Origin of the sequence: Micromonospora salmantinae (assembly GCF_022230905.1) — a bacterium.
Taxonomy (GTDB): Bacteria; Actinomycetota; Actinomycetes; order Mycobacteriales; family Micromonosporaceae; genus Micromonospora; species Micromonospora salmantinae.
Window position 1 is genome coordinate 147,272 of record NZ_JAKKFG010000001.1, and the last position, 13,739, is coordinate 161,010.

General features: G+C 72.6%; 14 protein-coding genes. 7 read left to right on the forward strand and 7 right to left on the reverse strand.

Annotation, left to right across the window (positions count from 1 at the left end; genetic code table 11):
- Positions 1–41: 41 nt before the first annotated feature.
- From PSH03_RS00665 to PSH03_RS00685, 5 genes are all read right to left on the reverse strand, one after another.
- Positions 42–3,221 carry a UvrD-helicase domain-containing protein gene (locus PSH03_RS00665; protein ID WP_238687938.1) on the reverse strand — a complete coding sequence of 1,060 codons (3,180 nt, stop codon included), beginning with the start codon at positions 3,219–3,221 and terminating at the stop codon, positions 42–44.
- A 61-nt stretch (positions 3,222–3,282) separates the two neighbouring features.
- Entirely contained in the window at positions 3,283–4,527 is a 1,245-nt protein-coding gene (locus tag PSH03_RS00670; RefSeq protein ID WP_238687939.1) for a metallophosphoesterase, read from the reverse strand.
- A gap of 14 nt (positions 4,528–4,541) precedes the next feature.
- On the reverse strand, positions 4,542–4,796 hold the full coding sequence (locus tag PSH03_RS00675; protein ID WP_238687940.1) for a MoaD/ThiS family protein: 255 nt from the start codon (positions 4,794–4,796) through the stop codon (positions 4,542–4,544).
- 2 nt (positions 4,797–4,798) lie between these two features.
- Positions 4,799–5,812 carry a GTP 3',8-cyclase MoaA gene (gene moaA / locus PSH03_RS00680; RefSeq protein ID WP_238687941.1) on the reverse strand — a complete coding sequence of 338 codons (1,014 nt, stop codon included), beginning with the start codon at positions 5,810–5,812 and terminating at the stop codon, positions 4,799–4,801.
- Entirely contained in the window at positions 5,809–6,723 is a 915-nt protein-coding gene (locus tag PSH03_RS00685; protein ID WP_238687942.1) for a fructosamine kinase family protein, read from the reverse strand. The genes moaA and PSH03_RS00685 overlap by 4 nt, the downstream gene beginning before the upstream one ends.
- Before the next feature lie 173 nt (positions 6,724–6,896).
- On the opposite strand from PSH03_RS00685, the gene PSH03_RS00690 reads away from it, so the two are divergent.
- The 4 genes from PSH03_RS00690 to PSH03_RS00705 all read left to right on the forward strand — a co-directional run bounded on the left by PSH03_RS00690 (position 6,897) and on the right by PSH03_RS00705 (position 9,499).
- Entirely contained in the window at positions 6,897–7,940 is a 1,044-nt protein-coding gene (locus tag PSH03_RS00690) for a DUF4192 domain-containing protein (protein WP_210787234.1), read from the forward strand.
- Positions 7,927–8,187, forward strand: coding sequence for a hypothetical protein (locus tag PSH03_RS00695; protein WP_238687943.1), 261 nt, complete (start codon positions 7,927–7,929; stop codon positions 8,185–8,187). Before PSH03_RS00690 ends, PSH03_RS00695 begins: the two co-directional genes overlap by 14 nt.
- Positions 8,187–8,504 carry a helix-turn-helix domain-containing protein gene (locus PSH03_RS00700; protein ID WP_210787230.1) on the forward strand — a complete coding sequence of 106 codons (318 nt, stop codon included), beginning with the start codon at positions 8,187–8,189 and terminating at the stop codon, positions 8,502–8,504. Before PSH03_RS00695 ends, PSH03_RS00700 begins: the two co-directional genes overlap by 1 nt.
- 278 nt (positions 8,505–8,782) lie before the next feature.
- Positions 8,783–9,499 (forward strand): GAP family protein, encoded by a 717-nt coding sequence (locus tag PSH03_RS00705; protein ID WP_238687944.1) that lies wholly within the window; start codon positions 8,783–8,785, stop codon positions 9,497–9,499.
- Positions 9,500–9,512: 13 nt separating this feature from the next.
- Here the strand turns inward: PSH03_RS00705 and fdhD are convergent, their stop codons facing one another.
- Positions 9,513–10,379 carry a formate dehydrogenase accessory sulfurtransferase FdhD gene (fdhD, locus tag PSH03_RS00710; protein WP_238687945.1) on the reverse strand — a complete coding sequence of 289 codons (867 nt, stop codon included), beginning with the start codon at positions 10,377–10,379 and terminating at the stop codon, positions 9,513–9,515.
- 282 nt (positions 10,380–10,661) lie between these two features.
- Between fdhD and mobA the strand changes: the two genes are divergently transcribed.
- The 3 genes from mobA to PSH03_RS00725 all read left to right on the forward strand — a co-directional run bounded on the left by mobA (position 10,662) and on the right by PSH03_RS00725 (position 12,739).
- Entirely contained in the window at positions 10,662–11,288 is a 627-nt protein-coding gene (gene mobA / locus PSH03_RS00715) for a molybdenum cofactor guanylyltransferase (RefSeq protein WP_372494697.1), read from the forward strand.
- Entirely contained in the window at positions 11,285–11,551 is a 267-nt protein-coding gene (locus PSH03_RS00720) for a DUF6457 domain-containing protein (RefSeq protein WP_210787434.1), read from the forward strand. Before mobA ends, PSH03_RS00720 begins: the two co-directional genes overlap by 4 nt.
- An 81-nt stretch (positions 11,552–11,632) precedes the next feature.
- Positions 11,633–12,739 (forward strand): T3SS (YopN, CesT) and YbjN peptide-binding chaperone 1, encoded by a 1,107-nt coding sequence (locus PSH03_RS00725; RefSeq protein WP_210787435.1) that lies wholly within the window; start codon positions 11,633–11,635, stop codon positions 12,737–12,739.
- Positions 12,740–12,745: 6 nt separating this feature from the next.
- Here the strand turns inward: PSH03_RS00725 and PSH03_RS00730 are convergent, their stop codons facing one another.
- Complete coding sequence (locus PSH03_RS00730; RefSeq protein WP_238687947.1) at positions 12,746–13,702, reverse strand: zinc-binding dehydrogenase; 957 nt, start codon at positions 13,700–13,702, stop codon at positions 12,746–12,748.
- Positions 13,703–13,739: the final 37 nt, after the last annotated feature.

The following is a 13,739-nucleotide window of genomic DNA, read 5'->3' on the forward strand; positions in this document are numbered from 1 at the left end:
ACCGAAAGTGCAAGATCGACGGAGCATGAGGGGACCGGCGGTTAGATCAGGCGGAGTTGGCGGTCCTTGGGGCGGCGGGGTTCGGCTTCGCCGAAGCGTTCGAAGAGGCCGGGGTCGATGGTGTTGAGGAACGGTGACGGGGCGCAGTCGCGCTCGGCGCCGTGCCGGGTGCGGCGGGCGGCGTGACTGACGTACAGCCGGTCCTGAGCCCGGGTCACGCCGACGAAGAAGAGCCGGCGCTCCTCGGCGACGGCGTCCTCGTCGGGCGTCGAGCCCGGCCAGCGCAACGGCAACAGCCCGTCCTCGACACCGACCAGGAAGACCACCGGGAACTCCAGGCCCTTCGCGGCGTGCAGGGTGAGCAGCGTGACCGCCTCGGCGCGCGGGTCGAGCGCGTCCACCTCCGCGCCGGTGGCCAACTGCGACAGGAAGGCCTCCAGGTCGTCACCGCAGCGTCGGGCCAGCGGGGTCAGCAGGTCCACTGCCGAGCGGACGTCCTCGGGACGGACCGCGCTGCTGGCGCCGTCCAGGGTGGGCACGGCGAACCGTTCCGCGACCACCTGACCGGCCAGCCGCACCCGGGCGGCAAGCGAGCCGGCCAGACCGTCGGCGTGCCGAAGCTCGCGGGCGATGGCCGCCACCCCGGGCCGATCCCGCAGCCGGTCGTGGGAACGCTTCTGCACGGGGATGTTCGCCCTGGTCAGGGCATCCACGATCGGGGCGGCCTGCGCGTCGGTGCGGTACAGCACGGCGATGTCGGAGAACGACAGCGAGGTGGACCGGCCGTCGATGCGGCCCGAGTCCAGTGAACGGTGCGACAACCCGCCGACCAGGTCGTCGACGGTACGCACCACGAAGTCGGCCTCCTCGGCCACTGACGCCGCCAGGTAGCGCCCTACCAGCGGGGCCTCCGGGTCGAGCCGGGCCGGGTCCAGTCGCCGGCCCCGGACCAGCGAGGACGGCGCGATGGCCTGCACGGCGGCGGCCAGGATCGGGGCCGACGACCGGTAGTTGCGGTTGAGCCGGACCAGTCGGGCGTCGGTGAAGTCCTCGGAGAAGCGCAGGAAGTAGCCGACGTCGGCACCCCGGAACGAGTAGATGGCCTGGTCCGGGTCGCCGATCGCGCAGAGGTTGCCGTCGGCGGGGCTGAGCAGCCGCAGCAGCTCGTACTGCACCTCGTCGACGTCCTGGTACTCGTCGACGAAGATCCACCGCCAGCGGTCCCGGTACCGTTCGACCAACTTCCGGTCGGCCCGCAGCAGCTCCACCGGCAGGGTCACCAGTTCGTCCAGGTCGACCAGGTCCTGCTTGCGCAGCAGCGACACGTACGCGGCACTGTCGTCGCCGGCCTCGGTGCGGGCCGCCGCCCGCTCGGCGTCGTCGGCGATCCGGAAGTCGGCCGGGAGACCCGCCGCGCCGGCGTTCTCCCGCAGGATGGTCAAACCCAGAGCGTGGAACGTACCCACCGTGACGTCCTCGGCGACCGGGCCGAGCAGGCCGTCGAGCCGGTGCCGCAGCTCCTCGGCGGCCCGGCGGGTGAACGTGATCGCGAGGCAGTGCTCGGGGAAGACGTTCAGCTCCGCGCAGAGGTACGCGATCCGGTGGGTGAGCGTCCTGGTCTTGCCGGTGCCCGGACCGGCCACGATGAGCAGCGGACCGCCGGGTGCGGAGGCGGCCACCCGCTGCATGGCGTCCAGTCGGTCCAGCAGGCCGGTGCCGACCTCCTCCATGCCGGAGAGCATCGGCTCGAACGGCTCGTGCGGAGACGGCGGCGACGCGATCGGCCGCGCGGGCGCCGGGACCGGCTTCCGCTTCGGCTCCGCCTTGGCCGCCGCCGGGCGCTTGGCCGGAACCCGGGGAGCCGGCTCCGCGGGTCGCCGCTGCGCCGGCACCGGTACGTCGAACAGCGTCTCCTGCGCGCCCAACTCGGCCCTGTCGAAGAGCGTGATCACGCCGTACTCGCCGTCGTAACCGGGCACCCGGCGGACGTCGCCGCGCCGCAGCCGTCCGATGCCCTCCGCGAGCAGCTCACCACCGGCCTGCGCGATCTCGGTCAGCGGCGTCGCGGTCAGGATCTCCAGCTCGGGGCCGAGTGCGGCCAGCAGCTCGTTGAGCCGCCCCTCGACCTTCTTCGACCGGGCCCCCACCTTGTTGATCTCGCCGAGGATCTCGGCCAGCGGCACCAGGTGGGTGACGTCCCGGGCGTGCGCCGGCCGGTGCCCGTCCGGGCGGTCGGCCAGCTCCTCGATCCGGCTGAGGACGCCCACGGTGAGTGGCTTGCCGCACTCGGGGCAGCGCCCGCCGGCGGCCCGGGTGCGCTCCGGAGACCAGTTGACCCCACACAGCCGGTGCCCGTCCGCGTGGTACTTGCCCTCCTCCGGGAAGAACTCGATGGTGCCGGCCAGGCCGTCACCCGTACGCAGCGCCTCCCGAACGGCGAAGTAGTCCCGTTCGGCGGTCAGCACTGTCGCCTCGCGGCCGAGCGCCGGCGGCGAGTGCGCGTCCGAGTTGGACACCAGTTGGTAGCCGTCCAGGCTGCCGACCCGCCAGTTCATGGCCGGGTCGGAGGAGAGCCCGGTCTCCACGGCGAAGACGTGCCCGGCCAGGTCGGCGTAGCAGTCCGCGATCGCGTCGAAGCCGGACTTCGAACCCAGCGCGGAGAACCAGGGAGTCCAGATGTGTGCCGGCACCAGATATCCGTCCGGGCTGGCCTCCAGGGTGATCTCCAGCAGGTCGCGGGAGTCCAGTCCGAGGATCGGCCGGCCGTCGGAGCCGAGGTTGCCGATCCGGCCCAGCGCGGTGTTGAACCGGGCCACCGCGTCCAGATCCGGCAGGTAGATCAGGTGGTGCACCTTGCGCGTCCGGTCGTCCCGCTTGTAGATGGTGGAGATCTCCACGCTCAGCATGAAACGGACCGGGTCCGCCTCCGCGTTCGGCGCGAGTCGGGGTGGCAGCCGTCGGGCGAGGTCCCGTTCCGCCTCCGGGTCGAGCCGGTAGAGCCCCGGTTCGGCCGGGCGCAGCGTCTCCCGCAGGTGGTCGTACCAGGCGGGGTGGGTGAAGTCGCCGGTGCCGAGCAGGCCGATGCCCTTACGCCGGGCCCACCACGCGAGGTTCGGCAGGGTGAGGTCACGGCTGCACGCGCGCGAGTACTTCGAGTGGATGTGCAGGTCCGCGACGAATGGCGGTAGGCCACCGGGGGGTACGGCGCTGAACGGGGGCACGCCGCATCCTGTCACGCCCGTCGCGCCGGCCACCCGCCGCCACGCGCGTACGTGACCTCCGCTATGCCGAGCGCAGCTCGACCAGACTGATCTGCGGCTCCGCCCCGACCCGGACCGGAGGCCCCCAGAAACCGGCGCCGTTGGTCACGTAGACCTTGGTGCCGTCGACCTCGCCGAGCCCGCTGACCACCGGCTGCTCCAGCCTGACGGCCAGGTTGAACGGCACCATCTGCCCACCGTGGGTGTGCCCGGACAGTTGCAGGTCGACGCCGTAGCGGGCTGCCTCCTTGGCCGCCAACGGCTGGTGCGCGAGCAGGACCACGGGTCGACTCGGGTCGCGGTCACCGAGGGCGGCGGCGAAATCCGGCCCGGCGGCGAGGCCGGTGCCCGCCCCGGTGAGGTCGTTCACGCCGGCCAGGTCGAGCACACCGCCCCGGGCCTGGATCTCCTGCCGCCGGTTCTGCAGCACCCGCAGACCGAGCCGGTCGACCTCCTGGACCCACTCCTCCACGCCGGAGTAGTACTCGTGGTTGCCGGTGACGAAGAAGCTGCCGTAGCGGGAGCGAAGGTCGCGCAGCGGCGCGGCGGCCGAGCCGAGTTCGGCCACGGAGCCGTCGACCAGGTCACCGACGACCGCGACGATGTCCGCGTCGAGCCGGTTGATCGCGGCGACGATCCGCTCGGTGTGTGCCCGCCCGCGCAGCGGGCCGAGGTGGATGTCGGAGACGGTGGCGATGCGCAGACCGTCCATGCTGCGGGGGAGTTTGGCCAGCGGAATCCGCACCCGGTCGAGGTGAGGTGGGCCCAGCGCCGTGCGGATGCCGTACCCGGTGACGCCGGTGGCGGTGAGGCCGGCGAAGATGGCCGCCCCACGGGCCAGCAGCAACCGACGGGACGGGTCGTGGTCCGGTGCCGCTACGGCGCCGGCGGCCGGCGGCTCGGTCGGGCCGGCGGCACCGACCAGCACCGGCTCGGGCGCGGCGGTGGTGGGCTCCGCGGCGACCACCCGGCGACGCAGCACCAGCCGGGCGACCAGCATCGGGACTTCCAGCACGACCAGTACGACCAGCAGGTAGAACATCAGCGCGAGCCACAGGTAGCCCGGCCAGGCGAGCCAGTAGAGCCCGGCCTGCGTTCCGGCGAGGGTGACCGGCACGAGCAGGGCCAGCACCAGGGCGGCGATCCCACCGACCCGTCGCCAACGGCCCGGCGTGGTGGTGTCCCGAACGAGCCGCTTCCACAGGTAGAGGTGGATGAGACCGGTGACCAGCGCCAGGACAGCCACGAACCCCAGAACCGCCATCATTGCGTGCGCCTCCCTCAGCCGCCCGCGAACGGGGGCAGGACATCGATCGTGGCCCCGGCCGGTAGGGGTGCCTGACGATCATGACAGGTGACGCCGTTCACGAGGAAACTCGCCACCCGCAGCACCCCGGCGAGCCGGTCGCCGTGGCGCCGGGTCAGCTCGGCCGTGAGGTCGTCGAGTGACCGCCCGGCGGGGATGGCCTCCTCGGCGCGACCAGCGGCGGCGCGGGCGCCGGCGAAGTAGCGGATGGTCAGCTGTGGCCCCTCCACGCTCAGCCTCCGATCGCGGACATCGGGCGGGTCGGCTGGAGGAAGGTGGGGTCGTCGATGCCGTGCCCGGCGCGCTTGCCCCACATCGCGGCACGCCAGCGCCGGGCCAACTCGCCGTCGTCCGCGCCGGTGCGCAGCGCGGCGCGTAGATCCGACTCTTCCGTGGCGAAGAGGCAGGCGCGGACCTGACCGTCGGCGGTCAACCGGGTGCGGTCGCAGTCCCCGCAGAAGGGGCGGGTGACGCTGGCGATTACACCGACCCGGGCGGGGCCTCCGTCGACCAGCCAGGTCTCCGCCGGTGCCGCGCCGCGCTCGGCCGGGTCGGGGCTCAGATCGAAGACGGTACGCAACGACGCCAGGATCTCCTCGGCGGTGACCATGGTGTCGCGGGCCCAGCCGTGCTGGGCGTCCAACGGCATCTGCTCGATGATCCGTAGCTGGTAGTCGTGGTCGAGGGCGAAGCGGAGCAGCGCCGGCGCCTCGTCCTCGTTGACGCCACGCATCAACACCGAATTGATCTTCACAGGGCTGAGCCCGGCGGCCGCCGCCCCGGCGAGCCCGGCCAGCACCGCGTCGAGACGGGGGCGGCGGGTGAGCTTGGTGAACCGGTCCGGGTCCAGGGTGTCCAGTGAGACGTTCACCCTGTCCAGGCCGGCGGCCCGCAACGCCGGGGCCAGCCGGTCCAGGCCGATGCCGTTGGTGGTCAGCGAGACCCGTGGGCGGGGTTCGAGGGCGGCGACCGCCGTCACGATCTCGACCAGCCCGGGTCGGATCAGCGGCTCACCGCCGGTGAACCGCACCTCGGTCACGCCGAGCAGCTCGACAGCCACCCGGACCAACCGGACGATCTCCTCGTCGGTCAGCAACTCGGGGCCGGCCAGCCAGGGGAGACCTTCCGCCGGCATGCAGTAGGTGCAGCGCAGGTTGCACTTGTCGGTGAGGGACACGCGCAGGTCCCGGGCGACACGGCCGTACCGGTCGACGAGGACGGCGTCGGTCCCCGGGGCGACGCTCACCTGTCGACCGTAGCGCGCTCGGCCCGGCTCAGGACGCCACGGGCGGTCTGGACGACCACATCTCGGAAGCTGACGCCGAAGAGTGCGGTGTGCACTAGCAGGAGGTGCAGCTGGTGCAACGGCACGCGCTCACGCCAGCCGTCCGGTAGCGGCCAACTCTCCTGGTAGGCGGCCAGCACCCGATCCAGGTGGGGGATGCCGCCGAAGAGGGCGAGCTGGGCGAGATCCGTCTCCCGGTGCCCACCGTGCGCTGCCGGGTCGACGAGCCAGGCCCGGTCGTCGGCCCCCCACAGCACGTTGCCCGGCCACAGGTCGCCGTGGATGCGCGCGGGCGGCTCGTCGCCGCCGAGCCCGTCGAGGCGGCCGATCACCTGCTCGACCAGAGCGGCATCGGCGCTGGTCAGCGCGCCACCGTCGACCGAGCGTCGCAGGTAGGGGGCGAGGCGTCGCTCGGCGAACCAGGTCGACCAGCGCCCGCCGGTGGGGGTGTTGTCCTGTGGGAGCGAGCCGATGAACCCGGGCCAGGTGGCACCGAAGGCGGTTGCGCCCGCCCGGTGCAGCTCGGCCAACTCCCGGCCGAAGCGCTCCGCGGCCTCCGGCGTCGGTTCGCCGGGTTCCACCCAGTCGAGCGCCAGCAGCTCCGGCAACACCACGATCACCTCGGGTACGCCGACCGCGCCCGCCTCCCGCAGCCAGCGCAGGCCGGCGGCCTCGGCGGCGAAGAAGCCCTCCGGCGGCGGTCGGTCGGCGTCTTCAGGCCAGGACTTGGCGAAGACGGAGTGGCCGTCGTCGAGGGTGAGCCGGGCGGCCGCGCAGATGTTTCCACCGGCGACCGGCGTCTCCCGGAGCCGCTGATGGGTCCGGAAGGTCGGTAGGTGTGCCGGATGCGCGCGCAGGTACGCCAGGTCCATCAGCGCACGGTAACCGCTCCTTACGACAGCCAGGTGTCGCCCGACGACATCGGCGCTCTTTCCGCACCCGCAGGTGTGGCGCGAGCAGGGAAAACACGTTCAGTAACTGTGGATAAGCCGCGTGTCGTCCACAGGGGTGGCAGGGCCTGGTACGCCCGCCGCAGGCTTCCGACATGACCTCGACCGAACGCCCTCAGCTCGCCGTCCGCTCACCCGCCGACCTGATCGCCGCTGTGCCGTACCTGCTCGGCTTTCATCCCACCGACAGCGTGGTCGCCGTGGCGCTGGTCGGCCGACAGATCGTCTTCGCCGCCCGCGCGGACCTGCCCGAGCCGACCGAGCTGGGCGGGCTGGCCGTGCACCTGGCTGGTGTGATCCGCCGGCAGGGCGCCGAGGCCGCCACGGTTGTGGGTTACGGGCAACCGGAGCGGGTCACCCCGGCCGTGGACGCGGTGCGCGACGCGTTGAACGACTTCGGGCTGCACGTGCTCGACGCGCTGCGGGTGACCGACGGCCGCTGGTGGTCCTACCTCTGCACCGAGCCCGACTGCTGCCCGCCCGAGGGGCGCCGCTACGACCCGACCGTCAACCGGGTGACCGCCTCGGCGATCTTCGCCGGTCAGGTCGCACTCCCCGACCGGGCCGCCCTGGTGGCGCAGGTGGCACCGGTGGACGGCCCGGCCCGGGAGGCGGCCCGCACGGCCACCGCCCGCGCCGAGCTGAGACTGACCGAGCTGATCGAGCAGGCACCCGAGAGCGACCTGCTCGGGGCGCGTGCACTGCGCGCCGCCGGGGTGGCGGCGGTCCGCGAGGCCCAGCGCCGGCAGCGGCGTGGTGAGCGGCTCGACGACGACGAGGCGGCCTGGTTGAGCCTGCTGATGACCCACCTGCCGGTCCGCGATCACGCGTGGGAACGCACCGACGGCCGGGACCGGGACATCGCCCTCTGGACCGACGTGCTGCGCCGAGCCGAGCCGGAGGTGGCCGCCGCGCCGGGTGCGCTGCTGGCGTTCGCCGCCTGGCGCGCCGGACAGGGCGCGTTGGCGGCGGTCGCGCTCGAACGCACGCTGAGCCTGCACCCTGACTACTCGCTCGCCCTGCTGCTGGACGACCTGCTCCGGCGGGGCGTGCCCCCTGCCGAGTTGGACGGCTGGCCGTCGGTCGGCATGCCTGGTGTCATCCGGCCCCGCAAACGGAGCCGACGTGGCCGCCGCTGACGAGCCAGATGCGGGAGACTCCGCAGCAGCCGTATCGCAATTTCGCTATAGTCGGCTCTGGTCAGTCCTCTTCCACCCAGAGGCCGTGCCCGAACTGCGAGCCATACCCGCGATCGAGCAGGCGGCAATCGGACACGCCGTCGAAAAGCTGGAGAGCCTCGGCCCAGAAGCCAGCGTCAGTCAGCGGAACTTCGCCCGGGCCGTCGCAGCCGCAGAGCGAAGGATCAAGGACGTGGAGGCGGAGTGATGAAACGTTCCGAACTCAAGACCTCGCAGCAGGTCATCGGCGATGTCAGCCGTCAGGACCCGGTGTTCCGCGCAGAGTGGGATCGGACAGCATTCGCGCGTGAGGTCGCGCTCCGCATCGTGGGATACCGCACCGAGAACCAGCTGACCCAGACCGCGCTCGCTCGCAAGGTGGGGATGACCCAGTCAGTCATCGCGCGACTGGAGTCGGGCGACCAGCCGCCGTCGATCGCGACCCTCGTCAAGCTCTCCAAGGGCACCGGCATGGAGTTCGACGTAAAGATCTCCCGCGGTGCCGTCGAGATCGTAGCCGCATAGCCGGCGGCTTCTCGGTAGATCGAGGATCGACTCGGCTTCCTGGAAGTCGGGGTGTCCCCGATACCGAAACACCCCGCCGCTTGAACAGGTCGGGCCAGAGGTCGCCCTCGTCGCGGCCCAGGACCTCGGCGGCCTTCGACGGTTCGCGACGGCGTCGGCGATGCGGGCCTGCACGCCCTCCGTCGAAGGATGTACGCGTTGCTCCTGTCCACGGCCGACGCGGCAGGCTCACCGCCGCCGGAGAATGATCTCGTGATCGTTCTCCGCGTTGGTACGACATGACCCCCGAGTTGCTGCTGTCGCTGGCCGGGCTGGCGTTGATCGACAGCACCAGCATCGGCACCCTCTTCATTCCGGTCTGGTTGCTGCTCGCCCCCGGGCCGGTCAACGTCCGGCGGATCCTGGGCTACCTCGCCACCATCGCGGTGTTCTACCTCGGGGTCGGGCTGCTGCTGGTCTGGGGAGGCAGCAGGCTGGGCGACGCGCTGGGCGGCGCCCTGGACAACCGGGGCGTCCTCTGGGCACAACTCGTCCTGGGCGTGGGAATGCTGGCGCTCAGCTTCCGCTACGACGGCAAGCGGCGTCCCCGTACCGGTGGTGTGTTGCGCTGGCGGGACCGGGCCACCGCCGGAGATTCCTCGGCCCGCTGGTTGGTCGGGCTGGCGCTGCTCGCGGCGCTCGCCGAGGTGGCGACCATGCTTCCGTACCTCGGTGCGGTGGGTCTGTTGGCCACCTCGGGGGTGGGAGCGGCGAGCGTGGTGGCGCTGCTCACCGGGTACTGCCTGGTCATGGTGCTGCCGGCGGTGTTGTTGCTGGGTGCCAGGGTGGCCCGCCCGCGACTGGTCGAGCCGGTGCTGGCCCGCCTGAACACCTGGATCGTCACGAAGGCGGGCAGCGCGTTGGGCTGGATCCTCGGCATCGCCGGTATCCTGATCGCCCGTGATGCCGCCGCACGGCTGGCCCTGTTCGACCTGATCGACCGGATCGGTCGCTGACGGGCCGCTCGGGTCAGGCTGGCTGCTCCACTGTGATCCGGTGCGGCCCGGTGTAGACGTTCATGGTCCGTCCGCGCAGGAAGCCGACGAGTGTCATGCCCGCCTCGTCGGCCAGTTCGGCGGCGAGGGTGCTCGGGGCGGACACCGCGGCCAGCAGCGGCAACCCCGCCATCCACGCCTTCTGGGTCAGTTCGAAGCTCGCCCGCCCGGAGACCAGCAGCAGGTGCCCGGCGAGCGGCAGTCGGCGTTCCCGCACGGCCCAGCCGATCACCTTGTCCACGGCGTTGTGCCGGCCCACGTCCTCCCGGAGCACCACCAGCTCACCGTCGGGGGTGAACAGCCCCGCCGCGTGCAGCCCGCCGGTCCGATCGAAGCCGCGCTGGGCGGCGCGTAACCGGTCGGGCAGCTCGGCGAGCAGCGTGGCCGGCACGCTGAGCGGATCCGCCGCGACCGGGAAGAGCGACCGGGTGCGTACCGCGTCGATGCTGGCCTTGCCGCAGACCCCGCAGGAGCTGGTCGTGTAGAAGTTCCGGGACGGGTCGGTGGTCGGTTCCGGTACGCCGGGGGCGAGCACCACGTCCACCACGTTGTACGTGTTCGGCGTCTCCGCGCCGGCGCAGAGTTGCGCGGTCAACACGTCGTCGGTCGACCGGATCAGCCCCTCCGTCAGCAGGAACCCGATTGCCAGGTCCAGATCGTCGCCGGGAGTACGCATGGTGACGGCGAGCGGTTGGCGTCGGCCGGGGCCGGCCGCGCCGACCCGGATCTCCAGCGGCTCCTCCACGGCCAGCGTGTCCGGTCGGCGGACCGACCCGCGCCCGGCGGTCGCCGCGTCCAGGTCGATCCGGAGTACGCCCCGTCGATCAGTTGCCCGTCCCATCCCGCCATCCTCCACCCCCCGCCGGCACCCCCACCCCCATACCCACCTCCACGTGTTGATCATGAAGTTGTCCGCGCGTGTCGTCGGCGTGTCGACCGATAACTCCATGATCACCGGGGCGAGGGGCGGCACCGGGGCGAGGGGGTGGACCAGCAGGGTCGGAGGGGCCGGGGTGAGAGTCTTGATCGGGCCTGAGCGCGCGCGACCGAGCGCCGGCACGGCTACGGTGGCCGGGTGAGGACGTACGCCGCAGTGGTGCTCGCGGGTGGGGCCGCCCGACGGATGGGCGGGCTCGACAAGCCCGCGCTTCCGGTTGGTGGCCGGCCGATGCGTGACCGGGTGCTGGCCGCCGTCAGCGACGCGACGCCGCGGGTGCTGGTCGGTGCGGCCGACGCCGTGCCGGCGGGTGTGCGGGTCGTCCGTGAGGACCCGCCCGGCGGAGGTCCGGTCGCCGCGGCGGCGGCCGGCCTGGCGCTGCTGGATCCCGACGTCAGTGTGGTCGCGCTGCTCGCTGCCGACCTGCCGCTGCTCACCCGCGCCGCGATCGGTGAACTGCTGAAGCACCTCGACCGGAAGACCCCGGACACCGAACCGCCGGGTGGCGGTCTCGCTCCGGCGCGACCGGCCCGCAGTGGCCTCGACGGCGAGCGAGGGCCGGACGGGGCGTGCTTCGTGGACGGGGACGGGCGGCGGCAGTCGCTCTGCGGTGTCTGGCGGGTCGCCGCGCTGCGGGCGGCGGTGCACCGGTTGACGGTCGAGCGGGGCGGCAGCCTGTCCGGAGCGCCGGTCCGGGCGTTGCTGGCCGGTCTCGTCGTGCGGGAGGTGGCCTGGTCCGGCGAGGGCCCGCCGCCGTGGTTCGACTGCGACACTGACGAGGACGTACGCCGGGCGGAGGAGTGGGCGCGATGACGGTGATGGACGACTGGGTCACGGCGGTGTGCGCCGAGCTGGATCTGGACCCGGCCGCGGTGCCGGTGCCGGCGGTGCTGGACCTGGCCCGGGACGTCGCCCACCAGGTGTTGCGTCCGGGTGCGCCGGTCACCGCGTACCTCTTCGGGTTGGCGGTTGGCCGGGGCGCGGACCCGGCGGACGCCGCGGCCCGGCTCAGCGCGCTGGCGGGCGCCTGGCCGGTCGAGCTGGGCGCCGACCCCGCGGACCCGACGGCTTCCTGACCGCCGCTGTCCGATCCCGGTCCGGGCTGATTCGGCCAACAGGCGGCGTGGGTAGGGTGATCGTGACGGACGGAGGCGATCATGACGGCTGACCACCCCTCGGCGCCGCACGGTGAGCTGCCCGGTGCTTCGACTGAGCCGGCGGAATCGATCCTGCTCGACGAGCCCAGCACCACCGACCTGCGGGCGAAGGTGACCGAGGCGTGGCGGGAGTTCGCCCGCGCGCTCGCCGTACGGCTGCGGGAACTTCCCGTCGGCGCGCACCTCGACGTGACCCTGGACCCCACCGCCTCCGGCACCGGGGACGCCGTCTATTCGATAAGCGTCGACGTGGACGCGGACCGGGTGTTGTCCGCCCGCGCGGTCGGCAACGCCGCTCTGCCGGCGGGCTACCGACTGGACCGGGGCGCGGTGGCGGACATGGTCGCGCTCGGTTGGTCCCCGCCCGGGGTGGTCGCCGGCTCCGGCGGTTCCTTCGGGCTGAACGCCACGACGGCCGAGTCGACGCAGGTCGCCACGCTGCTCTCCCGCACGCTGCGGGACGTCTACGGTGCTCCGCACCCGGCGTTCCTCGTCTATCTGGTGCACGACGCCGAGGGCGAGCCGTTGGCCGTGGACGCGCTGGGCACCGCCCGTAGCGAGTTCGGTCCGGACGCCGACGTCGAGGCGGACCTGGAGGAGGCGCTGGCCGAGGCGGCCGCCGCGCAGGTCGAGCGGGACGACGTGCTCGACCTGGCCGACCGGGTCCGCACCGTGGTCTCCACCATGTTGAAGTCGGACACCGACCGGTTGCAGATCGACTCGGACGGCGACATCACCATCCGCGCCGGCTCGGCGATGGTCTTCGTGCGGGTGCGGGACAATCCGCCCCTGGTGGACGTCTTCTCCCCGGTGCTCACCGAGGTGGAACCGACCGAGCGGCTCTACGTCAAGCTCTCCGAACTGACGAACCGGATGCCGATCGGCCGCCTCTACTGCGCCGACGACACGGTGTGGGCGTCCATCCCGGTGTTCGGCCGCAACTTCCAGGCGACCCATCTGATGCTGGCCGTGCAGGTGATGACCGGTCTCGCCGACGAGTTGGACGACCGTCTGCACGGCGAGTTCGGCGGCAAGCGGTTCTTCGGTGAGGGTGACAAGCCGGTCCGGCGCGACGAGTCGGAGCACCGCACCGGCATGTACCTCTGATCCCGATCAGGCCACGTCCAGCAGGGTCTTGCCGACCGTCGCGCGCGCCTCGATGGCGGCGTGCGCGTCGGCGGCGCGTTCCAGTGGGAAACGCTGGCCGATGAGCGGTCGTACCTGGCCGGCCGCCGCGTCCGCCAGGGCCTGTTCGGTGTACGTCCGCAGCCGGGCCGGTGGCACGTCCGGGCGGACCAGGATGACCTGCCGTGCCGTGGCCGCCTCCGCCGAAACCGGGGACCACTCGCCGCTCGCCAGCCCGAAGCTGACCATCCGGCCGCCCGGGGGGAGCAGGTCGAAGGCGGCCCGGGCCACCGAACCACCGACCCCGTCGAACACCACGTCGACAGCGCCCACCGCAGCGCGGACCTGCTCGGCCCACTCCGGCAGCAGGTAGTCGACGGCCAGCTCGGCGCCCAGGCCGGGTAGCAGGTCCACCTTGCGTCGCCCACCGGCCGCGCCGATCACCCGGGCCCCGGCCCGGACCGCGAGCTGCACCAACAGGCTGCCGACGCCGCCGGCCGCGGCCTCCACCAGCACCCGGTCACCCGGGCGGACACCGACCGCCTCGATCAGCATGGTGGCGGTCCGCCCGTCGGCCAGGAGTGCCACCGCCTCGTCCAGAGCCAACCCGGCCGGTACCGCGATCGTCGCCGAGGCGTCCACTGCCGCGCGTTCGGCGTAACCGCCGGAACCTCCGGTGGCGGTGACCACCCGTTGCCCGGCCAGCGTCGGGTCGACGTCCGACCCGACAGCCGTGATCACTCCGCCGACGCCGTTGCCGGGGATCAGCGGTGGGGTGAGGCGGAACGGGCCGGGGTGACCGGCGCGCAGTTGCGTCTCGATGAAGGTGATGTTCGCGTGCGCGACGTCGATCAGCACCTGGCCGGGACCGGGAACCGGGTCGGGCGCGGGGCCGGGCACCAGCACCTCGGGCCCGCCGAACTCACGTAACCAGATCGCCCGCATGACAGCCCCCTCGGCCCCGATGGGCTGCCTCGCCCAC

Bases quoted from the DNA above. Each gene is read 5' to 3' on its own strand.
- PSH03_RS00700 (WP_210787230.1), top strand. From the start codon at position 8,187: ATGAAACGTTCCGAACTCAAGACCTCGCAGCAGGTCATCGGCGATGTC.
- PSH03_RS00705 (WP_238687944.1), top strand. From the start codon at position 8,783: ATGACCCCCGAGTTGCTGCTGTCGCTGGCCGGGCTGGCGTTGATCGAC.
- PSH03_RS00685 (WP_238687942.1), bottom strand. From the start codon at position 6,723: ATGGACCTGGCGTACCTGCGCGCGCATCCGGCACACCTACCGACCTTC.
- PSH03_RS00720 (WP_210787434.1), top strand. From the start codon at position 11,285: ATGACGGTGATGGACGACTGGGTCACGGCGGTGTGCGCCGAGCTGGAT.
- fdhD (WP_238687945.1), bottom strand. From the start codon at position 10,379: ATGGGACGGGCAACTGATCGACGGGGCGTACTCCGGATCGACCTGGAC.
- mobA (WP_372494697.1), top strand. From the start codon at position 10,662: ATGGGCGGGCTCGACAAGCCCGCGCTTCCGGTTGGTGGCCGGCCGATG.
- PSH03_RS00730 (WP_238687947.1), bottom strand. From the start codon at position 13,702: ATGCGGGCGATCTGGTTACGTGAGTTCGGCGGGCCCGAGGTGCTGGTG.
- PSH03_RS00725 (WP_210787435.1), top strand. From the start codon at position 11,633: ATGACGGCTGACCACCCCTCGGCGCCGCACGGTGAGCTGCCCGGTGCT.
- PSH03_RS00690 (WP_210787234.1), top strand. From the start codon at position 6,897: ATGACCTCGACCGAACGCCCTCAGCTCGCCGTCCGCTCACCCGCCGAC.
- PSH03_RS00670 (WP_238687939.1), bottom strand. From the start codon at position 4,527: ATGATGGCGGTTCTGGGGTTCGTGGCTGTCCTGGCGCTGGTCACCGGT.